Here is a 22,189-nt window from a genome sequence, read left to right as displayed (position 1 = left end):
AGCGAGGTCTCGTCGCTGGACGCGGCGCCGCTGACGTGTGCGGGCGTCACCACCTTCAAGGCGATCAAGGTCGCGGGGGTGCAGCCGGGCGAAACGGTCTCTATCGTCGGCATCGGCGGGCTTGGCCACCTGGCGTTGCAGTACGCACGGGTGCTCGGCGCGCGGGTGATCGCGGTCGACGTGGAAGAGGCCAAGCTGGACCTGGCCGAGGCGCTCGGCGCCGACCTCATCGTCAACGCCAAGGAGACCGACCCGGTTAAGGCGATCGCCGACTACGGCGGCGCCGACGTCGCGGTCGTCACCGCCGCGTCGCCCCGCACGTTCGAGCAGGCCTACGCGTCGCTGCGGCGCGGCGGCCGGCTGTCCTGCGTGGGACTGCCCGCCGACGACAAGATCACCATCTCGGTGTTCGACACCGTGCTCAGCGGAAAGCAGATCATCGGCTCGATCGTCGGCACGAGGAACGACCTGGAGGACGTGTCCGCGCTGCATGCGGCGGGCCGGACCAAGGTCATCGCGGAGCGAAGGCACCTCGAGGACGTCAACGCCTGCTTCGACGAGGTCCTCGCGGGTCACGTGCCGGCCCGCCTGGTGTTCACTTTCTAGCGATCACCTGGGACGTCGGGGCTGGATGATGGGGCGTAGCCGGCGACATGTCCGGGGCAGTCGAGCAGGCCGTGGCGAGCAGCGCGCCGGCGCCGACCATCGCGGTCGCCAGGGCAGCGGCCACGGCCTTTATGGGCCTGCGGGCAGCGGCGGGCGTGCGGCCGGCGCGGCGGAGACGCGGTGCGCGGTGCGCCCGCGGCGCCGGGATCAGCCGCTGCGCCAGCCACGCCGCCGCGTCACCGGCGGTGAGCTGGCCGGCTGCCAGTGCGTCGATGACAACCGCGGCTGTCGCCGGCGGGTTCAGGTCGGCTTGCCACCCGTTGAGCGAGAGCAACTGCAGTCCCGCGCAGACCGCGACCTGACGGCCTTCGCGCGGGAAGGGCCGGTAGCACAGCAGGGCGTGCACCATGCTGACGCCGGCCGCCGCCGCCGCGTCCCGGTCGGACAGTGCCCCGCCCGGTCGCCCCGCATGAGGCTGCGCGTCATCGAGAGCGGCCTGCGCGGCCGGGATGTCCATCACCGCCAGCGCGGCGTCGGTACTGATGCCCAGCGTCCGCGCGGCGATGACGGCGAGGTCGGCGGCATCAAGCACGATCATTGCTGGTCGTCCTGCAGCAGGTCGAGCAGGCGCTGATGCCGGGCCAGGTTTTCCTCGAGCTTGCGACGGAATCGCTTGTCCCGGCGGCGCGCGTGGACCAGCGCGGCGATGGCCTCTCGCGCCACGTCGGACACCGAGCGGTCTTCCACTTCCGCGACGGTCGCCAGCAGGTCGGCCAGCTCAGGATCGAGCCGCAGCACCATGTTCTTCGTGCGGGCCTTGCCGTCGCTCGCGTGGTCCATGTTCACCATGATTCATCGATGATATCGAGATATCCCAACGCTGGGCAATCGTGAACCAGGCGAGCCCGGCAGCGGCCAGCAGGACCGCGATGAAGAAGTTCAGCCGCATCCCGAGGAAGTGGGCGGAGGAGTCGATCCGAATCGTTTCCTCGAAGATCCGGTATCCGGAGTAGCCCGCCACGTACAGGGCGAACAGCCCCTGGGGCCTGATGCGGCGGTGATGGCCGAGCCAGACGAGCACCGCGGCCCACGCCAGGTCGAAGACCAGCTCATACAGGAACGACGGCTGGAAGGTGGCGTGCCGCAGGTCCGGCGCGGTGAGGCCCGCGGCCAGCCTCGCCGCGCGGCTGATCTCCACCGCCCACGGCAGGGTGCTCGGACTGCCGAACAGCTCCTGGTTGAAGTAGTTGCCGATGCGCCCCACGGCCTGCGCAACCAGCAGCGCGGGTGCGACCGCGTTCATGAACAGGCCAACGCTCGCGCCGGCCCGGCGCACCCGCCACGCGCCCACCAGGGCGCCTGCCGCTATCCCGCCCCAGACGCCAAGGCCGCCCTGCCAGACCGCGAGCGGCCCCCACCACGCGTGGGGAGTGATATCAAACGGCGTGGTGAGGTCAAAATAGATCCGCCCGCCGATGATCCCCGCGGGAACCGCCCATAGGGCGACGTCAACGACCAGTTCGCGGTCACCGCCTGCGGCGGTCCACCGCCTGGCCGTTATGTACACCGCCAGCGCGATCCCGACCAGGTACATCAGCGCGTAGAAGTGGACGAACAGCGGCCCCAGCTGGACACCGGAGACGGGCGGACTAGGAATGAACGCGAGATCTGCTGTCATGATATCTAGATATCATGACAGCAGATCAGGGCGCCACGACTTGTCCCTTGCTGACCACGGTGACGCCGCCGGCGGACACGGTGAATCCGCGGGCGCGATCGTGCTCCTTGTCCACGCCCACCATGGCACCCGGCAAGACGACCACGGCCTTATCCAGGATGGCGTTCTCCACGACGGCGTGGCGGTGGACGCAGGCGTTGTTCAAGATCACCGCCCGGTTCACCCGGGACCGGCCCTCGATGCGGACTCCCGGCGACAGGACCGAGCTGCGTATCAGCCCTCCGGATACGATCACGCCGGTGCTGATCACGCTGTTGACTGCCTGTCCCGGCCGGTCGCCGTCCTCGTGCACGAACTTCGCCGGCGGCTGGGAGGACAGCCGCATCACGATCGGCCAGTCCTGGTTGTACATGTTGAACCGCGGTTCCGTCGCGCACAGGTCCATGTGCGCGTTGAAATAGGAATCGATAGTGCCCAGCTCCCGCCAGTAGCAGCGGTCGCCTGCGCAGGCACCCGGCACCTCGTTCTGCCAGAAGTCGTAGGCATGCGCGGCACCCTCGCGCGCCAGCCTGGGGATGACATCGCCGCCCACGCTGTGCCCGCTTTCATCGTCGGCCGCGTCCTTGTGCAACGCCTCGATCAGCACGTCGGGATCGAACACGTAGACGCCCATGGACACCAGCGCCTCATCCGGCTGGCCGGCGCGGCCCGGCGGGCTCGCGGGCTTTTCCAGGAACGCCTCGACGGAATGGCCATCGGCGGCGGCCTGCAGCACGCCGAAGTCCGTCGCCTGTGCTCGCGGCATCGGGATCGCCGAGATCGTCACCCCCGCTCCCCTGGCCACGTGCTCGTCGATCATCTGCAGTGGGTCCATGCGGTAGACGTGATCGGCCCCGCAGACCACGACGAGATCCGGCCGGTGTTCATCGAGCAAGCTCAGCGACTGGTAGATCGCGTCCGCCGACCCGGCTTGCCAGCCTGGCCCCCGCCACTGCTGGGCCGGCACGGGGATCACGTGGTCGCCGGGCGTGCTGCTCAGCTCCCAGGCGGTCGCCAGATGCCGGTTCAGGCTGTGGCTCTTGTACTGCGTCAGCACGCAGATCTGCCGGATCCCGCTGTTGACCAGGTTGGATAGCGTGAAATCCACCAACCGGTACAGGCCGCCGAACGGAACTGCCCCCTTGGCCCGCTCCGCGGTCAGCGGTGTGAGCCGCCGTCCAGGCGCGCCCGCCAAGACAATGCCGAGAACCCGCTTGCCAATCATCCCCGCACCCCCCGCCGCGCCCCGGCGCGGCTTGTGAACGACGCGCGGCGCACAGCCGTGAGGCAGCGCCGCGAGACTACTGGGGGGCGAGCGTCCTGACCCGCACCGGCGAGCGCAGAGCGATCTTCCATGCGTGTTCCCGGCAGCGGACAAGCTCAATCGTGAGAGCCGGCGAGACGGGCCGGGCTCAGGTAGCGTATGACCGGGTTTGCGCAACACGGTGGAGGCGGCTGTGACGGCAGGATCAGCGCATGACAAGCTGCTCATCGAGAAGCTTCGGCTGGCTCGGGACGGCAGTCCAGGGACGGCGACCATCCTGGCGCTCGGGCAAGGCCACGAGCACACCGCCACAATCAGAGTGCAGCCTGATGAGGGCGACGTGTTCGAGACCACCATTGAGATCCTCAAGGGCCGCATTGAAGTCGGCCAGAGCGTGCGGGTCAGGTTCAATCCGGCCCATCATTCCAAGGTCGTCCTGCTCAACACCGCCGCAGTCGGCGGCCTCTGGCACGTCGCTCCGCACTGCCCGGACTGCGGCGCCCCGGTCGACCTGGCGGTGGCTTCGGTGGCCGCCCATCCGACCTGCGCATACTGCCGGCATCCCATTCCCTGTGACCCAGCCTGACGCCTACTTCAGGCTCTTACGCAGTGCGATCACGCGGTTCACGCTGGCCAGGAACCCCTGGTGACCGAGTATCCCCTTGCTGTAGGCCGTCGCGAGCTCGGCCCGAGCCTGCTGGCCCTGAGTGACGCCTTGCGTGGAGGCGAGTATCAGGTCCATGCCCGCCCGCGCGGCGAGCAGGGTGCGGTTCGCGGTGCTGCCGTATTTCTTGAGCGCTCCCGCCTCGAGCGCGTCGGTGATGGTGACTCCAGTGAACTTGAGCCGGTTCCGCAGCTCTCCCTGCACGACCTTCGGCGAGAGGCCGGCCGGCAGGGCCTGTATCGCGGGGTACACCGCCCAGGACAGCATGACCAGCCTTACTCCGGCGCTGATCGCGGTCTTGAACGGCGCCTCGTCTGTGCCGCGGATGGCGGACAGAGTCAGGTGGAGCGTGACTGGCCCGGCATCGGTGTTCTGGGCGGCCGTGGCGGCCCCCAGGCCCGGGAAGTGCTTGGCCGCGGCCGCCACCCCGCCCGCCTGCTGTGCCTTGATCATGTTCGCGCCAAGCGCCGACACGACCGCCGGTTTCATGCTGTAGGAGCGCCCGAACTGGTCATCGAAATCTCCTGCCTTGCGGTACACGTCAAGCACGGGCGCGAGGTTGACATTCATGCCGACGCCGCGCAGGTTGGCCGCGGCGCCCTGGCCCGCCGCGGTGGCGAGGGCTTTCGCCTGCGGCAGCGGCTGGGCGCCGATCTGCTTTTCCGACAGGTTCGGCTGGCCTGGCAGGCGGCGAACCTCGCCGCCCTCCTGGTCGGTCATCAGCAGCAGCGGTGCGCGTACCGGGTTGAGCGGGCTGGCGTTCGCTTGCTCAAGACGCTTGATGACGGCGGCGATCTGCGTCTTGCTCGATATGTTCTGCCCGAAGAAAATCACGCCGGCGGCCTCGCCGTGCTTGATCAGCGTTATCAGGCTGGCGGGGGGGTTCAGGCCCGAGTAACTGTAGATCACCCGCTGTCCCGCCAGCTGCTGCGCCGACAGGCTCGCCGGGACGGCCGTGCCGACAGCCTCCCGGCCGTCGGCCCGGGTCGTCAGCGCGTGCGCCGACGCCACAGTCGGCAGGGCGAGCCCCAGGGCCAGCGCACCGGCCACGAGCAACTTCCGCTGGATCCTCATCGGCGGTCACCTTCCGTTACCGGGGTGAGGGCTTCGCGCTGCGCCGCGACGACCTCGTTCATGGCCTGGTGGGCCGCGCTCGACAGGCCGGGGAAGTTGACGAAGCCGTGCGGGACGCCGACGTACTCGGTGAACCGGACGGGGACGCCCGCCGCACGCAGTGCGGCGGCGTAGCGCAGGCCGTCCGAGCGCAGCGGGTCGTGCTCGGCGACCTGGATGAGGGCAGGCGGCAGGCCCGCGTGATCGGCGGCGAGCAGCGGCGAAGCCCACGGATTGGCCGCGTCGCCGTCGGGCCCCAGGTAGTGCCGCTTGTAGGCGTCCATCTCGGCGGCGGAAAGGAACGGCAAGTCCTGCTTGCCCGCCGACCGGTCGGCGGTCATGTCGGTCACCGGGTAGATCAGCGCCTGGTGGGCGATCGCGGGACCGCCGCGTTCGCGCGCGAGCAGGCACATCACGGCGGACAGGCAGCCGCCCGCGCTCTCCCCCATTACGCCGATCGGTCCGGCGGCGCCCAGCTCTGCCTGGCTGCCCGCCGCCCAGGCGAGGGCCGCGTAGCAGTCCTCGACCGCGGCGGGGAACCGGTGGGCAGGCGCGAGCCGGTAGTCCACCGACACGACGACGGCACCGACCTGCTCTGCGACCGTGCCGCATATCCAGTCGCCCATCGGCAGCGAGCCGAAGACGAACCCACCGCCGTGGAAGTACACGACGAGCGGCCTGCCCGCGCCGTCCCCGGAGGCCCTGGAGGCCCCGGCCGGGCGGTAGACGCGGACGGGGATCTGACCGTCGGCCCCCGGCACCGAACGGTCGGTTGCCTCGACTCCCGACGGGGCCGCGCCGAGCAGCCAGCGGGTCACCGCGTTCACGGGGAACTTCCTGGACTGCACGGCGATGATTTCCGGGTCGCTCATGGTGGCGACGGACACCTGCCGCCTGGTGATCCAGCCCCACACCAGGAGCCGGCGATTGATACGCGCCATGGCTGTCCCCTTCCGTCCGCTTCGGACGATAGTACGGGGAGACCGGTGTCATGGAACGGCACGGCCGTGATTGAGTTGGCTGCGGTGCAGCCGCACTCGACGGGCGAGACAGGGGGAGGACGAACCGGATGGAGATTTCTCGCAAGCCGCCGACCGCCAAGGGACAGGCCGAGTCGTTCACCGGCGAGGTGTGGCTCGATCCGATCACGCGGGGCCTGCCGCCGTCGGAGATCAACGTGGCCGCCGTGCACTTCACCCCGGGTGCCCGCACGGCGTGGCACTCGCACAACGGCGGCCAGACCCTGTACGTGACCGAGGGGCGCGGCCGCGTCCAGGCCCGTGGCCAGCAGATCGTCGAGCTTCACCCGGGCGACGTGGTGTTCGCCCCCGACGGCGAGGAGCACTGGCACGGCGCGGCTCCCGACCATTTCATGACCCACCTGTCGATCACCGAGGGCGCACCGGCGTCGTGGGGACCGCACGTGACCGACGCCGAGTACCAGGGAGAATAGGCGGACCGCGGGGCGGCGACCGCGGTAACCCGGCGTAACGTGTCCGTGTGATCCGCTACCGGGTACTCATCTCGGGCCGCGTGCAGGGCGTGGCCTACCGCGACTCGTGCCGCCGGATGGCCGAACAGCATGGCGTGAACGGCTGGGTGCGGAACCTTCCCGACGGCAGCGTCGAGGCCGTCTTCGAGGGGCGGCCGGACGATGTCGGCCGCCTGGTGGACTGGTCGCGCCGCGGTCCGCGCTTCGCGGAGGTGGCGGACGTCCGCGTGCACGCCGAAGAGCCCGAGGGCATCAGCGAATTCCAGATCAGGTAGCCGCGTGTCACTCCGGCCGGGAGCGCTTGGCGTCCCAGCGGTCCCAGTGCACGACCTCCTCGACCGGGCGGCGCCTTGGCTGTGCCCACCGTCCCTGCGCGGGATAGCCCATCGGGATCAGCGCCATGGCCAGCGCGTCGGCCGGCAGGCCGAGCAGTTCGCGCAGTTCCTCCTCGTGACCGCCGTACAGCGTGGTCAGCGAGGTGCCGATGCCGTAGGCGCGCGCGGCGAGACAGAGCTGCTGCACCGCACCGTAAATGGACGAGCCGACGCGCGGGCTTGTCGCATCGGCCGCGCCGCGCAGGACCGCGAAGATCCACACCGGGGCCTCCTGGATGTGGTGCGCCAGGTGCTCCGCGCCAAGGAAGCCGCGTGGCGTCAGGCCGCCCTGCGGCGCCGTCCCGCTGAGAATCTGCTCGCGGCGCGAGCCGTAGGCGGCGTCCCAGTTGTCGCGGTACCAGGCGGCGACGCGGTCCTTGACCTGCTGGTCGGTGACCACCACCCAGCCCCAGTGCTGGGCGTTCCCGCCGGACGGGCCGCGGATCGCCGCGTCGAGTATGGCCCACAGGACGTCATCGGGGATCGGCTCTGCCGACAGGTACCGACGGGCGGGCGTCGAGTGCAGCGCCTCGAGCACGGTTAGCGACTTCTCGTCCGCCGGATCGCCGCCGGCCGCTTCTGCAGTTCCCATGCTCCATCTCTACCACGAGCAGGGGGTCAGAACTTGATCCAGGATTTGGACCTGGCAGTGCGGCGCGGGCGCCAACACCTGCACGCGCGTTAGGTCACAGGCGAGAGGTTAGCTCGGCAACAATGTCTGCCGCTGACTGTCGCTGCCGCACCAGCGCGACGCCCTGTCCGGCCCACATCGAGAGTGCTTCGATGTCGCCCGTCGTCCCCTCCATCGGCGGCGCTGGCTCGTATCGAACGATTGCCTCGCCGTCGGCGAAGTGTGCGATCACGTCGCCCTCCCCCGGGCGCTGCCCGGGTGGGGGGCGGCCAGCGGACTCCCACGCGCTGGACGTTGAGTTGCGCAGGGCGCGGTGCGGAGAATCGGGCCAGCCGGCCTCGTACAGGTCGGGGTACCACTGCGAATCGGTCTCCACGGCGGCTATCAGCCGTTGCCTGTAGTCCTCGTGGATCGGCATCTCCTCGGCAAGCAGGAACCGTGTCCCCAGCCAGGCGGCCTGGGCACCCAGGGCGAGTACCGCGGCGACTCCGCGAGCGTCACCGATCCCGCCGGCTGCGATCACCGGCACTGGCGCCACCGCGTCCACCACGGCGGGCACCAGCGGCAGAGTGGCAACCTCGCTCCAGACGTGCCCGCCTGCCTCCCAGCCTTGCGCGACGACGACGTCCACGCCGGACGCGACCGCTCGGCGTGCCTCCGCGGCGCTGCCGACCGTGAGCAGGACAAGCCCCCCGGCGTCGTGCACCTGCTCGATGTACTCGCTCGGGTCTCCCCACATGAACGAGACGATCCGCAGGCCGGCCTCAAGGGCCTGGCCGAGGCGGCGGTGGTGGTCTTCGGTGAGAACGAGATTGCCGCCGAACGGCCGCGCCGTCAGAGCCGTCGTCTCGCGTACGACGTCACCGGCGTCTTCGGACCAGGTCAGCGTCACCATGCCGAGCGCGCCGGCGTTCGAGACCGCCGCGGCCAGGCCGGGAACGGCGGCCATGGGTGCCTGGACGATCGGCAGGTCAATCCCCAGCAACTCACACACCGGCGTGGTCATGGTCCTCCGGTCTTATGACTCATAGGAGGTAGGCGTCGATTGCGGGGACCGCCGGTCCCATCCGTGGAAATTCGAGTAGTCGCCGGCGTCCCAGGCCTCCCGCAGGCCGGGGGTGCTCAGGTCCCAGTCCGGCCGGATCTCGGCGGTCGCCTCGCGCAAGTCACGCCACAGGTCGTAGAACGACGGACGCCCCCAGAACCAGTACCCGTTGTAGACCCTGTGCACGACAAGGCCCGGCTTGAGCACGAGAGTGTGCGGGATCATCGGGTTGTGGTCGGGGTCGGTGTACTCCTGGATGTCCAGGTCCTGTTGGACAACCCGCCCCGGGTCGGACAGGAAGGGCCACTGGGCGCCGACCGAGCCGCGGAACTCCTGCAGCGTGTGATGGTCGTCGGTCGCGATTGTGGCGATCTGCGTGTAAGCCACCGTGATCTCCGGATAGTGCGCGGCAAGCTCCAGGTGCTGGCGGTGCTCCTTCGGGCAGTAGTTGCCGCGCGCGAGCGTGAGGATCATCGGGTCCCGGCCCTGGATCTCGCTCAGCGTGCGCATGGTGCCGGTGTGGTCGGGCAGCGCGTAATCGGGAAAGCTGCCACCGGGGACGATATCGGAACGCACGGGATGAAACGCCTCTCTTCTGGCTCAGCCGGGAAGGTCCTCCGGGCGCTTTGCGGCAAGCTTGCCGTGCAGCAAGCCGGTGGACTGGCCCACTTCGATGAGGTACCCGTCCGGGTCACGCATGTAGCAGCGGATCTCGGCTTCGCGGTCGATGGGCGGGGTGACGAACTCGGCCCCCTTCGCCTTCCAGTCCTCGTAACAGGCCTGGATATCGGCGACCCGCAGGTTCAAGAAGATCGAGGTGGTGTCACCAGGCTGATAGTCGGCCACCGTAATGCCCGGCTTGTCGGGAGTCGGCGGCCCGCCCGGGTTCATGATGATCCACGAGTTGGACAGCTTGACCATGCACGGATTCTCCTCAAGGACGACCGTGCCGCCCAGCACGCGCGAGTAGAAGTCCCTGGACCGCGCGACGCTCCGGACGGTGATGAACATCGTCACCAGAAAGCCGTCTTCTGGCATGGGCAGGTTGGCGTAGTCAATGCGGGGCGCGGGTTCTGTCACGGTTGCTCCATTTCGGCGGCACGACGGTCCTGCTGATCACCCCTTCCCCCGATGTGGCCTCGCCGATCATTGGATGGCAGATGGGGTGCGCCGGCGATGAAGTCGCGGAGCTGGTTCCAGCGTTGGATGTGGCGGTGGTCGAAGCGCCGGGCGGCGCGGGCAGCGCGGCGCGGGCGGGCGGCGTAGCGGTGGGTCGCCCACCAGGATCCGGGCTTGGCCAGCCTGAGCGCGCCGACCAGGGCGACCAGGCCGATGAAGATGCCGATGATGCCGGTCATCACCTTGCCCTTGAGCAGGCAGATCACGCACAACGCTAGGTTGACGGCGATGACGGCGACCGATGACCACCAGGCCGCGGTGCCGATCCGGCCGGTCACGAAGTCGACGCCGCCAATCAGTGCCCCGGTGATCACCAGGACGCAGAAGATCGCGTCGACCGACTTGCGGCCCTGCTCGGTCCAGTAGACGTCTTCCAGGTGCAGCCAGAGCGCGAACTCATCGACGGTCAGGCCGACGCCCGCGCCGAACACGGCGGCGGCCGCATCGAGCGCCGCGCCGTGCGGCTCCTGGGAAATCAGGACGATGCCGGTCCCGATGATGATCAGGATGCCGAACACCTGGTGATGGACGTGGTTGCCGCCGATGCTGACGTTGCCGAGCCCGGCCCGGCCGCCGCTGCCCGAACGGATGGTCCTTGTCACCAGCCTGGCGATCAGGAACGTGAACAGGATCGCCAGGAACATCCACATCATCGGCTGCAGGGAAAGGTCGGCGCGGCCGACGGGGATGCGCACCCGGGACGGCACGTGCACCGCGGACGGAAACTTGATCGGCGGCAGGTTCACCCGAGAAGCGAGCCAGGACACGTTGCCCGCAGCAGCGACTCGCACGGCACCCTCCCGCACCCCACGGCCTATGCCCGGATTCTACGCGCGTTCTGGTCAGCGCGGCGGGGCCGCGGACCGGCCGGCCTGGCTCAGCAGTCGCTGGTGCAGTTCGGTGGTGAGTCTGTCGATCTCACGGGTGATGTCAGTGTTGGTCTTAAGCTCAAGTTCCTGCTCGGTGAAATCGTGATCCGCCTTGGCCTGCTGGAACGCGGCTTGCCTGTTCTGGCCGATCATGACGAACGTAGACAGGAAGATCGCCTCGAGCGACACCACTAGCGTCAGCGTCGGCCACGGCTTGGGCTCGAAGAACACCATCCAGATCGTAAATATGGCGATGTGCAGGTAGACGAAGTTCATCGACCCGGCGAAGGCGGTGATCCAGTCGGCGACCCTCAGCTGGGCGCTCGCGGCCCGCTGCGCGTCCATCTCCAGGACAACCGGATGCTGCCGGTGCGGCTTCGGCAACGTGTATCGCACGCCTTTCAGCGTCGTCGCCAGCCAACCGGTCTCAGGCACGTGCGCCGTGGGTGAAGCCTGCGCGTCGGTCGTCGGTTGCGCCGGGGGCGGAGGTTGCGCGCCCTGATCGGGATCAGCCATGGTGAACGCCTCTCGTCTTAGGCGGTGGCGGTTCTCGGGCCAGCACCCACCGCAAAGGCAATGATCCCGTGGCCGCAAGCAGCCCGCGACCCGCCCGGTCACGTACGCGAAGCCATGACCGGGACGGGCCGGAGAATGGGCTAGCGTCTTGAGGAGCGCCAGGGCGCCTTGGCGCCGAGCCGGGCGGGGTCGAGGCCGGACCAGCGATGCCCGCCGCCGAAGAACCTTGTCCTGGCGAGCAGCGTCACCATGGGCCTGGTGAACAGGAACACGACCAGGACATCGATGAGCGTGGTCAGGCCGAGGGTGTAGGCGAAGCCCTGCACGTCGCTGACCGCGAAGTGGTAGAGCAGGGCTGCCGCCAGGAACGACACCGTGTCCGACACCAGGATGGTGCGCCGTGCCCGCTTCCAGCCGCTCTCCGCGGCCGAGCGCAGCGACTTGCCGTCGCGGGCATCGTCGCGGAGCCGTTCGAAGTAGATGATGAACGAGTCCGCCGTGATGCCGATCGCCACGACGAGGCCGGCGATGGCCGACAGCGACATCGTGAAGTGCTGGTACTTGCTGAGCAGCACCACTGACAGGTAGGCGAGGAGCGCCGCGAGCAGCAGGCTGGAGACCGCCACCAGGCCGAGGCCGCGGTAGTAGGCGAACAGGTAGACCGTCACGAGGGCCAGCCCGATGATCCCCGCGATCAGGCCCGCGTCGAGCGAGCTGCGGCCGAGTTGCGCGGAGATGGTGTTCGCGGTCAGCGCCTTGAAATAGAGCGGCAGCGAGCCGTACTTGAGCGTGTCCGCCAGGCTGGTCGCCTGCGCCTGGGTGAACCCGGCGCTGCCGCCCGCGGTGATCTGCACGTTGCCGGCGGTGATGGGCTGGGCCGTTTCCTCTGCGGAGGTCACGTTGCCGTCGAGGACGACCGCGGTCGAGTCGAGCGCCTGGTCATCGGGATTGCCGCTGTGGGAGCCGGCGTAGTACGAGCCGTACTGGCTGGTGGTGAGCGTCGCGAACTTCGCGGCGGCCCCGTTGTCGAGCGACAGGTCCACCACCCACTGGGCGCTGTCCTGCTGCAGCCCGGCGTTGACCGACGTGATGTCGCTGCCCACGTAGGCGGCTTGGCCAAGCACATACTTGGTCCCGCTCGAGTCGCAGGACACGATCTGGCCCTTCAGGGCGCCCCACTGGTCTCCCGAGGGCGAATAGCCGACCGTCTTCTGCCAGCTCGGGTTGACAGTGCTGGCGTCGCGGCCGGGCGTGCAGACCTCTTTGTCGAACAGCTTCAGTGTCGCGGCGTTCACAAGTGCGGCGTCACCATAGGTGACCGGGCTTGCGCTGGCCGCTGATGGCGGGACGTACGGTGCCTCGAGGTATACCGGCCGGACGCTCAGCTGAGAGGAGCGGCTCACCACGGTCACGAGGTCATAGGAGGGCTTGCCCGGCACAGTGACGTTGATCGTGTCGCTGCCCTGCTGCTGCACCTGGGCGCCGGAGGTACCGGTGCGGTCCACCCGGGACTGCTCGACCGCGATCGCCTGCCGCATCTCGCCGCTGGCCGGCGCCTTGCCGTCATGGGTCTCCGCCTTCAGCACCACCTCGGTGCCGCTTGACAGGTCAAGACCGAGACCGACCTTGAACTGCTGATGCCACTTCCCTGGGCTGAGGGTCTCGTTGCCGAGTACCGAGATCAGCATGATCACGATGATGGCGGCCAGCGCGATCAGCGCGCGAACGGGCCTTGGGCCGCTTCTGCTTGGGGGTTTCATCGTCTTCCTTCGTCATCGACGTCGTGTGCGCTCGCGCGCTTGACAGCCGTTCAACGAAGGCTGGGTGCGTGCGGTGCCAACGGTTTCGAATCGAAACTTGACACAGTTGCCATAGAAACTGTTTCCATGTACATTATTTTCATCGCCCAGGAGAAGAGGAACAGACAATGGCACCTCCACCGATCTTGACCGGACAGGACATCGCCGAGGCCCAGGGAGCGGTCACCAGGCTGCTCGAGCGCGCACTCGAGCCGACCGGAGTCAGCAGGCACGAGTACGTCGCGCTGCGGGTCCTCGTGGTTCGCGGCCCGCAGGGGCCGCGCGAGCTGCACGCCTTCCTTGCCAACCAGCCGCAGCTCGGGCTGAGCGCGGACGCGGTCGCCGAGCTCCTCGCCGGGCTCGAGGAGGGCGGGCATGCTACCGGAACGGCGCAGGACTCCTCCGGTCCCGCGCAGGCGACACCGGAGGGCGCTGCCCTCCTCGCGCGGCTGAACGAGGCGGCCGCGCCGTCGATCCGCGCGCTGTACGCCGGGTTCGTCCCCGAGGATCTGGCGGTCGCGCACCGCGTTCTCGTCGGGGTCACCGCCCGCGCTGACGAACTCGTCGCGCAGGCGGCTCCGGTCGCGAGCTAGCGCCGGAATTCGCCGGCGAAATCGCGGCGAGTCGCGGGCACGGGCCGGATCGGTATCAGTGGGCCGCCCAGACCGGGCGGCCCGCCGATGCCCCGCGGCAGCGGGGCGGAACCGAGAGGGACAGGCATGCTAATCGCCGACAAGACAGTCCTGGTAACTGGCGCCAATCGCGGTCTGGGTCGCGCGCTCGTGACGGAGGCGCTCAACCGCGGCGCCCGGCGGGTGTACGCGGCCGCGCGGCGGCCGTCGGAGCATCCGGACGAGCGCGTCACCCCGCTACTGCTCGACGTGACAAGCGCCGCGCAGATCAGGGAAGCCGCGCAGGAGGCCGCATCGGTCGACGTCCTGGTCAACAACGCCGGCCTGGCGCTGTACGAGGAACTGGGCGACCGGCCCGCGCTCGAGCGGCAGATCGCGGTCAACCTGCTCGGCACCTACGACGTGACGCAGGCGTTCCTGCCGTCGCTGATCCGGGCCGGCGGGGCCATCGTCAACATTTCGTCGCTCGCCGCCTGGGGCGCCATTCCGGTGCTCCCCGGCTACTCGATGACCAAGGCGGCCGCCTTCTCGCTGTCTCAGGTGCTCCGGGCGGAACTGGCGCGCCATGGCGTGCGGGTGCACGCGGCGATACTCGGCCCGGTGGACACCGAGATGGTCGCCGCGCTCGACATCCCGAAGGCGTCGCCCGAGTCCGTCGCGAGCGGCGTCTTCGACGGGGTGGAGAAGGACGAGGAAGACATTTTCCCCGACCCGTTCTCGCAGACCATCGCCGACGGCTGGCGCGACGGCGCCGTCAAGGCGCTCGAGCGGCAGAACGCACAGTTCATCAGGCCGTGACGCCAGCTGCCCCGCCCGGCTAGGAACACGCCGGGCGGGGCGGCGCAGCGGCCGTGACGCACAGCCGCGGATGCGGCGAGTCACGGTCGCGACAAATAGTTTCCATGTAAATTTAATTTATGAGCGACATCGAGGCCGAGGTGCGCCACAACGCCGGCTTTCTGATCTGGCGGCTGTCCATGGGGTGGCGCGCCGCGATGGACCGGGTGCTCGAACCGCTCGGCCTCACGCAGGCGCAGTATGCCGTGCTCGCCCCGCTCTACGGCATGTCCCGCAGCGGTGCACGCCCGAGCCAGCGGGAGCTCGCCGACCTGACCGGACTGGACGCCGTCTATATATCCAAGCTGGTCCGCGCGCTCGAGCGCGCCGGGTTCGTCGAGCGCTCGGCGAGCACCGTCGATACCCGCGCGGTGGAACTGACGCTAACCGACCAGGGCCTTGCCACGGTGCGGGAGGCGATGCCGCGCGTAGTCCGGCTGCGCGACGAGCTCAGCAAGCCGCTTGGCGGAATCGACGGCGAGCGCACCCGCCAGCTGGCGGAAATGCTCGTGCAACTGCTCGACTCACCCGAACTGCGCCGCTGACAAAGACACGGCTTCACTCCTCCGGGGTGCGCTGGCGGTTTTCCAGCACCCGGCGCAGCGTGGCAAGCGCCCGGCCGGCCGTGGCGCGATCTTTCGCGCTGAGGACGGAAAGGCGTTCGGCGGTCTCGGCGGCGAAGGTGGGCCGCGCGGCGTCGAGCAGTCGCCGGCCGGCCGCGGTGAGCTCAAGGTAGGACGAGCGCCTGTCGTGCGGGTTGGCGGTGCGGCGGCACCAGCCGGCCGCCTCGACGCGGTCCACCGCCTTGCTCGCGGCGCCCACGCTGATCGCGACCTCGCGCACGATGTCAAGCACGCGGCAGTTCTCGCGCACCAGGTCGATGACCACTGCCCGGAGTCGAAGTCCACGTGGATCAGCTCACTCCAGGCCGGCTCCCATGAGGTCCTGCTCGACGACGCGGTGCGCCTCGCCGCCAATGCCGCGCGCGATGACGTCGAGGTGACGCTGCACGTGGCGCGGCAGGCAACGCACGTGTTCCAGAACCGGTTCGGCGAACTGGACGAGGCCGACGAGGCGCTTGACGAGACGGCGCGGTTCTTCCGGCGGCACCTGGGGCCCCGTTGACCGGGCACGGCGGCCGACCCTATTCTGGCTTAGCCACTATTATGACTTAGCCAGAATACCCGAGGAGCTGCCCGCGGATGACTGCCATCGACGTGCCGGCCGCGGCGCGGTTCGCCGACGTGATCCGGCTGCGAGCGGTGCGGATGGTCGCGCCGCACGGGTTCGGGTACCTCGGCCAGGCGCTTTCGTCGGCCGAGCTGTTCGCCACGCTGTATTCGGGGCACTACGATCCGGGCCGCGACAGCCTGGTCGTCTCGCCCGGGCACTACATCATCACCGCTTTCGCGGCGGCACCGGAGGCGGGCCTGCTCGACGAGGACGCGCTGACGGCCTACGGCTTCGACGACTCCGCGCTCGAGGCGATCGGGACGGAGCGCTCCCCCGCGGTCGACCTGACCGGCGGGTCGCTCGGCATGGGACTGTCCGGTGCCGTCGGGCTCGCGCTCGCCGACCGGCTGCAGGGCCGCGCGGGCGCGCGGGTCTTCGCCCTTGTCAGCGATGGCGAGCTGGAGGAGGGGCAGGTCTGGGAGGCGGCGATCTTCGCCGCGCACAACCGGCTCGGCTCGCTCACGGTGCTGCTCGACGCCAACGACTCGCAGGTCGACGGGCCCGTCTCGTCGATCACCACCCTGGAGCCGATCGCCGCGAAGTGGGAGAGCTTCGGCTGGGCGGCCTTCGACGTCGACGGGCATGACGTCGCGGCACTCGACGCCGCGCTGCGCGCCGCCATCGCCGATCCCCGGCCGTCCGCGGTCATCGCGCGCACCTCAACCAGGCACGGCCTGTCCGTCCTGCCCGAGGGCGCGGACGGCCACTTCATCAGCCTGCCGGCCGAGCTTGCCGAGGCCGCCGTCAAGGAACTGGAGGCGCGCCTTGCGTAGGCAGCCCTATCCCACGGTGCTGAAGCCGTACGGCCGTGCGCTCGTCGACCTGGCGCGCACCCGCCCCGAGATCCTGTGCCTGACCGGGGACCTGACGAGGCAGACCGAGGTCGACCTGTTCCAGGAGGAGATACCCGAGCGCTTCATTCACGCCGGCATGGCGGAGGCGAACATGATCAGCATGGCCGGGGCGCTGGCACGGCGCGGGTTCCTGCCGTTCGTGCACACCTTCGGCGTGTTCGCGACGCGCCGGCCGCTCGACCAGATCATCAACAGCGTGGCCTACCCAAGGCTGCCGGTGCGGATCGTCGGGTTCATGCCCGGCGTGTCAAGTCCCGGCGGCCCCAGCCACCAGGCGATCGACGACGTCGCCCTGATGCGCGCGATCCCGAACATGACCGTGGTCGACGTCGCCGACGCGACGCAGATCCGCGCGGCGCTGCCGGCCATCGCGGATCTGCCCGGACCCGTCTACCTGCGGCTCAAGCGCGGCGAGATCCCGGTGATCTTCGACGGTGACCATGAGTTCTCGCTGACAAAGGCAGAGGTACTGAACGAGGGCGGGGATCTCGCGATCATCGCCAGCGGCATGATGCTGCCTGCCGCCGTCAGTGCGGCCGACACGCTTGGCGCCGCGGGGATCGGCGTGACCGTGGTGAACGTGGCGGTCATCAAGCCGCTGGACACCGAGACAGTCATCCGGACGGTGAGCACGGTCTCGGCGGTGATCACCGCCGAGAACCACAGCGTGATCGGCGGGCTCGGATCCGCGGTGGCGGAGACGATGGCCGAGGCCGGGCTTGGCCGCCCGCTGCGCCGCGTCGGACTGCGTGACACGTTCGCCGAGGGGGCGCGCACTCCACCGTTCCTCTTCAAGAAGTACGGTCTCGGCACCCAGGACATCGTGGACCGTGCGTGGGAGCTGCTGCACCGCAACGGCCCTCCCCCGCAGGTACCGGTCACCGAGGCCGCCGCGGGCGAATACGCCCCGGTATAGAGAAAGGCGGGCACCGCATGTCGTTGCAGGAGTTCCTACCGACGCCGAAGCTCGACGAGTACAGCGAGTTCTTCAAGGACTTCTTCACCATGAGCCGGCGCGACGACGGCGTGCTGCTCGTCAAGGCGCACACCGTCGGCGGCCCGATCCAGCTGAGCGTGCAGAACCACCGGGCGCTCGGCCAGATGCTCAAGGTCGTCGGCGCCGATCCGGAAAACGAGATCCTCATCCTGACCGGGACCGGCGAGGAGTTCATGATGCGCTCCGACCCCGAAGGGTTCGCGATCGAGGAGGAAAACCTCGACCACTGGGCCTACGAGTACGCCTACAAGGACGGGCGGATCAACGTCAGCGCACTCGTCAACGACCTGGAGATTCCCACCATCGGCCTGGTGAACGGGCCCGGTTTCCACACCGAGATCCTCACCATGTGCGACATCACCATCGCGGCGGAAGACGCCGTGCTGTTCGACCTGCACTACGACATCGGCTCGGTCCCCGCCGACGGGATACACAACGCCTTCCAGGAACTGCTCGGCACCAAGCGCGCCGCCTACGCACTGCTGACGGGAGAGGCGATCGACGCCCGCAAGGCGCTGGAATACGGCCTGGTCAACGAGGTCGTGCCGGGTGAGGACCTGATCGCGCGCGGGTTCGCCATCGCCGACCACATCATGACCCAGCCGCGGACCATCCGCCGCCTGACGACGCAGATCATCCGCCGCCCGTGGAAGCGCCGCGTCATGGAGGACCTCGACGGCGGCTTCGGCATCCAGATGTTCGGGCACGTCGCGAGCAGGCACGCCGCGCATGGCGGCGAGCACATCCGCGCGACCGTCGACTACGTACGCGAGGGCCGCAGGAACAACTTCGACGGTCAAGTAACGCCCGGCGGTGCGTGACGTTGGCCCGGTCGAAGCAGACCGACGGCGCCGAGGTCTGGCAGGTCTTGCTTGCGTCGGCCGGGCAACGGGACGGCGAGCCGGTCGCCGCGGAGATCGCGGGCCAGATCGAGCAGGTAATTGTCTCGGCCGGGCTGGCTGAAGAAGTCCGGCTGCCCTCGGAGCGGGACCTGGCACAGCTCACCGGGGCCAGCCGACCGACCGTGAGCCAGGCCATCCGGATCTTGATCGTCAAGGGCCTCGTCGAATCGAGGCGCGGTTCCGGCGCCTACGTGCGGCGCAAGCCGGAGACCAGCCTCGCGGCGACGGTCAGCCTGATGCTGAGCCTCAACAAAGAATCCGTCGTGCACCTCAACGACCTGCGGCTGTGGCTGGAGAGCGACGGCATCACGCAGGCCATCACGCGCGCCTCCCCCGCGGAGGTCGACGCGGGAGAGGCAGCGCTGCGCCGGCTCGCGGCAAGCGTGGGCAACACCGCCGCCTGGATAAGCGCCGACACGCAGTTTCACGCGACCTTGGTCCGCGCGTCGCACAACCCGTTTCTCGCCTCCATCTACGAGAGCGTCCATGAGACGCTTATCAACTACGAGTACCGGAACTGGATCGGCAGCGGCACCGTCCCTGACTGGCTGCGGCCGAGCGAGGCGGCAGGCCTGACCGCACTGCACGCGCCGATCCTCGCGGCCGTGCGCGACCGCGACGAGAAGGCGGGCAGGATCGCGGTTCTGCGTCATCATCACGTCATGGCTCAGCACCTCGCGGAGGTCGCGGCACACAGTGCCGGGTGAACGGGCGCCTGGGCCACGAGCCACGGGCCCATCGGATAGACCGTAACGCCGCCGACCGAGATGCCGTGCATGCCGAGCCTGCTCAGGTTCATCCACGGCTCCTCCCAGGCCTGCTCGACGACGATGGCTCCGACACCGGAGGAGCGGAGGTAGGCATCGAACAGCCCGAACGCCTTCCTGCTCGGATTGGCGAGCAGGGTGATGGGGTGCGGTATGGCGTTGACGGGCGTCAGCGAGGCGTTGATGTAGCCGCCGGCGATCCGGAAGTAAAAGTCCGTGGCGGCCTGGAACAGCATGCCGGCGTTCCCGCGGTGGGTGAGGATGACAACGATCTCCCCGGGGTGCAGCACCCGTCGGTACATGCCCTGGGTGATGAACGGCGGAAGCTGGTTGACCGCGTGCATGGTGGCCGGCGCCTTGTAGTTCGACGGCAGCGGGCTTATCGCCTGGTAGGCCGTCGGCGAGTCGGTGAGGATGGCCGCGACCGCGAGCAAGCCGAGTCCCCAGCGGGCGGCGCGATACGGCCAGTGCCCCATGCGATATGGCCGGTGCCCTGTGCGGTACGGCGTGTGTCCCAGCGGTGCCGCCAGCCAGAGCGCCAGGGCGAGCGCGAGGATCAACACCCCGAAGACGATGAACCGCGACGGCTCGGCGCTACGCGCGATCGGCAGGGCCCACAGGCCGCGCCACGGCACCGGGTAGGTGTGCTTGATGCCGGTCACCGCCAGGTCAGGGCCGACGGCGAGCGCGATCACGAACGCGAAACCGAACAGCAACAGCCTGCCGAGCCTGCTGCGGCGCCAAGTCAGGCCGGCCAGCAGCACCAGGATGAGGAGCAGCGGTATGCCGACATAGTTGTCAATCCCGGTACGGCCGATACGGCCGGAGTAGCCGGCAAGTGAGGCCACACCGAACACCTGCGAGGAGGCGGGGACGACCAGCCGGATCAACGGCAGCGAGAACCCGGGCCGCTGTCTGGAAAACGAGGCATGGGAGTGCCGCAGCGCGTACACCAGATAGGGCGCGGACGCGACGACGGCTCCGGCGTAGGCCATGGCGGTCAGCCCCGCCAGCCTGGCCACGTCGGGCCGGTCGACGCGCCTGGCGACCAGGAAGCCGATCGCCACTACACCCGCCAGTACCGGGGTCAGCTCGAAGAAGCCCTCGTCGAAGGTGTAGAACTCAAGCGCCAGGGCGAGAGCCGTCCACCCGACGAAGCTTGCCGTGCTCAGGGAGCCGTCCCACCAGCGCAGCGCCAGGTAGACCAGCAGCGGGAACAGCGCGATCATCGTGAGGTTCGGTTGTCCCTGCCAGGTATGCGTCAGCTCATAGGGGCAAAAGGCGTAGACGGCGCCGGCAGCCAGCGACGGCCAGAACCGCCCGGTCAGCCGGCGCGCCGCCGCGAACGTCGCCAGGCCCGACAGCGGCGGGACGAGCAGCAGCATGACGTTGTAGGCCACCACCGCGCCGAATGCGGCCGTCACCGGCCACATCGCCAGGTCCACCGCGGGTGCGGTGCTCGCCCACGCCAGGTCGTAGCCGTGCGGCGCGCCGATCTGGGCGGAGAACAGCGGATTGGTCCAGTGCGACACCGCATACGGCCACCAGCGCAGGCTCCAGGTGTAGAACTGGACGTCTGTCCAGTACTGGCGCAGGTTGGGCACGTTCAGGTGGCGGGCAAGCGGCAGGCCAGCCGCGATGACGAAAGCCGCCAAGTACGCCGCGAAGGCAAGCAGGTGCTGGGCCGGCGGACGGCGGCCCCAGTCACCGGCCCGCCGGGCGGCCCGCAGAACCGCCGTCCGGGCCAGACGGGCCCACGGCGCGGTAACCGGTGGTTCGCCGCGCAGGCCTGAAGTCCCGGAGTCGGCGGCATCCATGCGGTCCCCCTGACACGCGTCGCTTAGCTCAGCGTAGTGAGTCAGTCACGGAGGTAGCTGGCGGCCCGGCGGTTCATACGGAGATTTAACTCGGCGGAGACCAAAATCAGAGGGGACGGGCGCGCATCCTCTTACTTAGCCTGCCAGTTCCACGGTCAGTCCGAGTTGCTTCGCCAGCAGGCCCGCGCGCTCGCGGTCCTGGGTGGTGAACGCGCCTGCTACGCGGGCGAACCGGACGTGGTGCAGCGCACCGCCAAGCGGCAGGCCGTCCTCGCGTACCAGCTTGATCCGCCTGCCTCCCGGCCAGGTCAGCTCGACGGTCTCGGAGCCGGCCGCGTCCAGGCTGCCGTCAAGGACGTCACGGAACAGCCGCACCGCGCCGTCAAGGTCGCCGACATGGTGCTCGATCAGGTCTAGGCGGCACGGCGGGCCAGGCTCCGGCAGCTCGCGCGGCGGCTCGGATTCCGGCGAGCCGGACTGCTGAGCGACCTGGATGACGATGCCGTGCGCCACGCGCGGGTGCAGGAACGCTTCCTTCCACTCCGGACTCGCCAGGTTGACACCGACGGGCTCGATGCCGAACGCCCTGATCCTGGCCAGCACGGCCTCGATGTCACTCACCATGAAGTTGAAGTGGTGCGGCCCCGCGCCGCGGGTGGCAAGGAAGCGCTCGAGGAAGTCCACCTCAGGATGCGCGGCGGGTGTCAGCAGCTCAATCTTCGGACCCGCGGCGTAGTCCAGCTGGCCCCACCAGAACCCAGGAGAGTCGCCGCCGTACACCCAGGTTCCGCCTAGGACGCCGGTGAACAGGTCCCAGCCGACGGAGAGGTCCGGCGTGCCCACGGCGAGGTGATCGAGGATCGTGGTCATGGGACCTCACA

Annotated in this window: 27 protein-coding genes; 11 read left to right on the top strand and 16 right to left on the bottom strand. The window is 69.1% G+C overall.

Annotated features, from left to right (window positions below):
* Positions 1–78 precede the first annotated feature (78 nt).
* On the top strand, positions 79–606 hold the full coding sequence (locus EAS64_RS45080) for a zinc-binding dehydrogenase (protein WP_222849665.1): 528 nt from the start codon (positions 79–81) through the stop codon (positions 604–606).
* Here EAS64_RS45080 and EAS64_RS28145 read toward each other — a convergent pair.
* Genes EAS64_RS28145 through EAS64_RS28130 form a run of 4 tightly spaced genes read right to left on the bottom strand, consistent with a single transcriptional unit; the run spans position 596 to position 3,548 of the window.
* Complete coding sequence (locus tag EAS64_RS28145; RefSeq protein ID WP_145857855.1) at positions 596–1,204, bottom strand: hypothetical protein; 609 nt, start codon at positions 1,202–1,204, stop codon at positions 596–598. The two genes, EAS64_RS45080 and EAS64_RS28145, sit on opposite strands and share 11 nt — an antisense overlap.
* Complete coding sequence (locus EAS64_RS28140) at positions 1,201–1,446, bottom strand: ribbon-helix-helix protein, CopG family (protein WP_187366230.1); 246 nt, start codon at positions 1,444–1,446, stop codon at positions 1,201–1,203. Before EAS64_RS28140 ends, EAS64_RS28145 begins: the two co-directional genes overlap by 4 nt.
* Positions 1,385–2,284, bottom strand: a complete 900-nt coding sequence (gene lgt / locus EAS64_RS28135; protein ID WP_145857850.1) for a prolipoprotein diacylglyceryl transferase — start codon at positions 2,282–2,284, stop codon at positions 1,385–1,387. Before lgt ends, EAS64_RS28140 begins: the two co-directional genes overlap by 62 nt.
* Positions 2,285–2,309: 25 nt before the next feature.
* Positions 2,310–3,548, bottom strand: a complete 1,239-nt coding sequence (locus EAS64_RS28130) for a glucose-1-phosphate adenylyltransferase (protein WP_145857848.1) — start codon at positions 3,546–3,548, stop codon at positions 2,310–2,312.
* Between the two features lie 208 nt (positions 3,549–3,756).
* On the opposite strand from EAS64_RS28130, the gene EAS64_RS28125 reads away from it, so the two are divergent.
* Positions 3,757–4,173 (top strand): hypothetical protein, encoded by a 417-nt coding sequence (locus EAS64_RS28125; protein ID WP_145857846.1) that lies wholly within the window; start codon positions 3,757–3,759, stop codon positions 4,171–4,173.
* A gap of 3 nt (positions 4,174–4,176) precedes the next feature.
* On the opposite strand, the gene EAS64_RS28120 is transcribed toward EAS64_RS28125, so the two are convergent.
* Together EAS64_RS28120 and EAS64_RS28115 are read right to left on the bottom strand one after the other, a co-directional pair.
* The gene (locus EAS64_RS28120; RefSeq protein WP_145857843.1) at positions 4,177–5,325 is read right to left on the bottom strand and encodes a glycoside hydrolase family 3 N-terminal domain-containing protein; all 1,149 of its coding nucleotides are present in this window, start codon (positions 5,323–5,325) and stop codon (positions 4,177–4,179) included.
* A complete protein-coding gene (locus EAS64_RS28115) occupies positions 5,322–6,305 on the bottom strand; it encodes an alpha/beta hydrolase (RefSeq protein WP_145857841.1) in 984 nt (327 codons plus the stop codon). Before EAS64_RS28115 ends, EAS64_RS28120 begins: the two co-directional genes overlap by 4 nt.
* Positions 6,306–6,433: 128 nt before the next feature.
* Here EAS64_RS28115 and EAS64_RS28110 point away from each other — a divergent pair, with 128 nt between their 5' ends.
* Positions 6,434–6,817, top strand: a complete 384-nt coding sequence (locus EAS64_RS28110) for a (R)-mandelonitrile lyase (protein WP_145857839.1) — start codon at positions 6,434–6,436, stop codon at positions 6,815–6,817.
* A gap of 47 nt (positions 6,818–6,864) precedes the next feature.
* Positions 6,865–7,131, top strand: a complete 267-nt coding sequence (locus EAS64_RS28105; RefSeq protein ID WP_145857837.1) for an acylphosphatase — start codon at positions 6,865–6,867, stop codon at positions 7,129–7,131.
* A gap of 7 nt (positions 7,132–7,138) precedes the next feature.
* On the opposite strand, the gene EAS64_RS28100 is transcribed toward EAS64_RS28105, so the two are convergent.
* From EAS64_RS28100 to secD, 7 genes are all read right to left on the bottom strand, one after another.
* A complete protein-coding gene (locus tag EAS64_RS28100; RefSeq protein WP_145857835.1) occupies positions 7,139–7,822 on the bottom strand; it encodes a nitroreductase family protein in 684 nt (227 codons plus the stop codon).
* Positions 7,823–7,916: 94 nt separating this feature from the next.
* The gene (locus EAS64_RS28095; RefSeq protein WP_145857833.1) at positions 7,917–8,867 is read right to left on the bottom strand and encodes an NAD(P)H-dependent flavin oxidoreductase; all 951 of its coding nucleotides are present in this window, start codon (positions 8,865–8,867) and stop codon (positions 7,917–7,919) included.
* A 12-nt stretch (positions 8,868–8,879) separates the two neighbouring features.
* Positions 8,880–9,482, bottom strand: coding sequence for a redoxin domain-containing protein (locus EAS64_RS28090; RefSeq protein WP_145857831.1), 603 nt, complete (start codon positions 9,480–9,482; stop codon positions 8,880–8,882).
* Positions 9,483–9,506: 24 nt separating this feature from the next.
* Positions 9,507–9,986, bottom strand: a complete 480-nt coding sequence (locus EAS64_RS28085; RefSeq protein WP_145857828.1) for a VOC family protein — start codon at positions 9,984–9,986, stop codon at positions 9,507–9,509.
* On the bottom strand, positions 9,983–10,876 hold the full coding sequence (locus EAS64_RS28080; protein WP_222849664.1) for a hypothetical protein: 894 nt from the start codon (positions 10,874–10,876) through the stop codon (positions 9,983–9,985). Before EAS64_RS28080 ends, EAS64_RS28085 begins: the two co-directional genes overlap by 4 nt.
* 51 nt (positions 10,877–10,927) lie before the next feature.
* Positions 10,928–11,350, bottom strand: coding sequence for a DUF1003 domain-containing protein (locus EAS64_RS28075; protein WP_222849663.1), 423 nt, complete (start codon positions 11,348–11,350; stop codon positions 10,928–10,930).
* 260 nt (positions 11,351–11,610) lie between these two features.
* Complete coding sequence (gene secD / locus EAS64_RS28070) at positions 11,611–13,230, bottom strand: protein translocase subunit SecD (RefSeq protein WP_145857824.1); 1,620 nt, start codon at positions 13,228–13,230, stop codon at positions 11,611–11,613.
* 167 nt (positions 13,231–13,397) lie between these two features.
* Between secD and EAS64_RS28065 the strand changes: the two genes are divergently transcribed.
* The 3 genes from EAS64_RS28065 to EAS64_RS28055 all read left to right on the top strand — a co-directional run bounded on the left by EAS64_RS28065 (position 13,398) and on the right by EAS64_RS28055 (position 15,283).
* Positions 13,398–13,862 carry a MarR family winged helix-turn-helix transcriptional regulator gene (locus EAS64_RS28065; RefSeq protein WP_145857822.1) on the top strand — a complete coding sequence of 155 codons (465 nt, stop codon included), beginning with the start codon at positions 13,398–13,400 and terminating at the stop codon, positions 13,860–13,862.
* A 126-nt stretch (positions 13,863–13,988) separates the two neighbouring features.
* Positions 13,989–14,699 carry an SDR family NAD(P)-dependent oxidoreductase gene (locus EAS64_RS28060; RefSeq protein ID WP_145857820.1) on the top strand — a complete coding sequence of 237 codons (711 nt, stop codon included), beginning with the start codon at positions 13,989–13,991 and terminating at the stop codon, positions 14,697–14,699.
* Between the two features lie 119 nt (positions 14,700–14,818).
* On the top strand, positions 14,819–15,283 hold the full coding sequence (locus EAS64_RS28055) for a MarR family winged helix-turn-helix transcriptional regulator (protein WP_145857818.1): 465 nt from the start codon (positions 14,819–14,821) through the stop codon (positions 15,281–15,283).
* A 13-nt stretch (positions 15,284–15,296) separates the two neighbouring features.
* Here EAS64_RS28055 and EAS64_RS28050 read toward each other — a convergent pair whose 3' ends face one another.
* A complete protein-coding gene (locus EAS64_RS28050) occupies positions 15,297–15,626 on the bottom strand; it encodes a MarR family winged helix-turn-helix transcriptional regulator (protein ID WP_145857816.1) in 330 nt (109 codons plus the stop codon).
* Between the two features lie 314 nt (positions 15,627–15,940).
* Here EAS64_RS28050 and EAS64_RS28040 point away from each other — a divergent pair, with 314 nt between their 5' ends.
* The 4 genes from EAS64_RS28040 to EAS64_RS28025 are packed head-to-tail and all read left to right on the top strand — an operon-like array spanning position 15,941 to position 19,431.
* Positions 15,941–16,744 (top strand): thiamine pyrophosphate-binding protein, encoded by an 804-nt coding sequence (locus tag EAS64_RS28040; RefSeq protein ID WP_145857812.1) that lies wholly within the window; start codon positions 15,941–15,943, stop codon positions 16,742–16,744.
* Positions 16,737–17,741, top strand: a complete 1,005-nt coding sequence (locus EAS64_RS28035; RefSeq protein ID WP_145857811.1) for a transketolase family protein — start codon at positions 16,737–16,739, stop codon at positions 17,739–17,741. Before EAS64_RS28040 ends, EAS64_RS28035 begins: the two co-directional genes overlap by 8 nt.
* 17 nt (positions 17,742–17,758) lie before the next feature.
* Positions 17,759–18,643 carry an enoyl-CoA hydratase/isomerase family protein gene (locus tag EAS64_RS28030; RefSeq protein ID WP_145857808.1) on the top strand — a complete coding sequence of 295 codons (885 nt, stop codon included), beginning with the start codon at positions 17,759–17,761 and terminating at the stop codon, positions 18,641–18,643.
* Between the two features lie 2 nt (positions 18,644–18,645).
* Complete coding sequence (locus EAS64_RS28025; RefSeq protein WP_222849662.1) at positions 18,646–19,431, top strand: FadR/GntR family transcriptional regulator; 786 nt, start codon at positions 18,646–18,648, stop codon at positions 19,429–19,431.
* On the opposite strand, the gene EAS64_RS28020 is transcribed toward EAS64_RS28025, so the two are convergent.
* Together EAS64_RS28020 and EAS64_RS28015 are read right to left on the bottom strand one after the other, a co-directional pair.
* Positions 19,392–21,308, bottom strand: a complete 1,917-nt coding sequence (locus EAS64_RS28020; protein ID WP_145857806.1) for a glycosyltransferase family protein — start codon at positions 21,306–21,308, stop codon at positions 19,392–19,394. The genes EAS64_RS28025 and EAS64_RS28020 overlap by 40 nt on opposite strands.
* Before the next feature lie 135 nt (positions 21,309–21,443).
* Positions 21,444–22,178 carry a VOC family protein gene (locus tag EAS64_RS28015; protein WP_145857804.1) on the bottom strand — a complete coding sequence of 245 codons (735 nt, stop codon included), beginning with the start codon at positions 22,176–22,178 and terminating at the stop codon, positions 21,444–21,446.
* Positions 22,179–22,189 lie beyond the last annotated feature (11 nt).

The organism is Trebonia kvetii (assembly GCF_007827045.1).
Classification (GTDB): domain Bacteria; phylum Actinomycetota; class Actinomycetes; order Streptosporangiales; family Streptosporangiaceae; genus Trebonia; species Trebonia kvetii.
Note: the sequence above shows the minus strand (reverse complement) of the source record. Positions and strands in the feature narration are given on the sequence as shown.

Bases quoted from the DNA above. Each gene is read 5' to 3' on its own strand.
- EAS64_RS28130 (WP_145857848.1), bottom strand. From the start codon at position 3,548: ATGATTGGCAAGCGGGTTCTCGGCATTGTCTTGGCGGGCGCGCCTGGA.
- EAS64_RS28145 (WP_145857855.1), bottom strand. From the start codon at position 1,204: ATGATCGTGCTTGATGCCGCCGACCTCGCCGTCATCGCCGCGCGGACG.
- EAS64_RS28140 (WP_187366230.1), bottom strand. From the start codon at position 1,446: ATGGACCACGCGAGCGACGGCAAGGCCCGCACGAAGAACATGGTGCTG.
- EAS64_RS28060 (WP_145857820.1), top strand. From the start codon at position 13,989: ATGCTAATCGCCGACAAGACAGTCCTGGTAACTGGCGCCAATCGCGGT.
- EAS64_RS28015 (WP_145857804.1), bottom strand. From the start codon at position 22,178: ATGACCACGATCCTCGATCACCTCGCCGTGGGCACGCCGGACCTCTCC.
- EAS64_RS28100 (WP_145857835.1), bottom strand. From the start codon at position 7,822: ATGGGAACTGCAGAAGCGGCCGGCGGCGATCCGGCGGACGAGAAGTCG.
- EAS64_RS28110 (WP_145857839.1), top strand. From the start codon at position 6,434: ATGGAGATTTCTCGCAAGCCGCCGACCGCCAAGGGACAGGCCGAGTCG.
- EAS64_RS28115 (WP_145857841.1), bottom strand. From the start codon at position 6,305: ATGGCGCGTATCAATCGCCGGCTCCTGGTGTGGGGCTGGATCACCAGG.
- EAS64_RS28030 (WP_145857808.1), top strand. From the start codon at position 17,759: ATGTCGTTGCAGGAGTTCCTACCGACGCCGAAGCTCGACGAGTACAGC.
- EAS64_RS28095 (WP_145857833.1), bottom strand. From the start codon at position 8,867: ATGACCACGCCGGTGTGTGAGTTGCTGGGGATTGACCTGCCGATCGTC.
- EAS64_RS28020 (WP_145857806.1), bottom strand. From the start codon at position 21,308: ATGGATGCCGCCGACTCCGGGACTTCAGGCCTGCGCGGCGAACCACCG.
- EAS64_RS28040 (WP_145857812.1), top strand. From the start codon at position 15,941: ATGACTGCCATCGACGTGCCGGCCGCGGCGCGGTTCGCCGACGTGATC.
- EAS64_RS28055 (WP_145857818.1), top strand. From the start codon at position 14,819: ATGAGCGACATCGAGGCCGAGGTGCGCCACAACGCCGGCTTTCTGATC.
- lgt (WP_145857850.1), bottom strand. From the start codon at position 2,284: ATGACAGCAGATCTCGCGTTCATTCCTAGTCCGCCCGTCTCCGGTGTC.
- secD (WP_145857824.1), bottom strand. From the start codon at position 13,230: ATGAAACCCCCAAGCAGAAGCGGCCCAAGGCCCGTTCGCGCGCTGATC.
- EAS64_RS28120 (WP_145857843.1), bottom strand. From the start codon at position 5,325: ATGAGGATCCAGCGGAAGTTGCTCGTGGCCGGTGCGCTGGCCCTGGGG.
- EAS64_RS28065 (WP_145857822.1), top strand. From the start codon at position 13,398: ATGGCACCTCCACCGATCTTGACCGGACAGGACATCGCCGAGGCCCAG.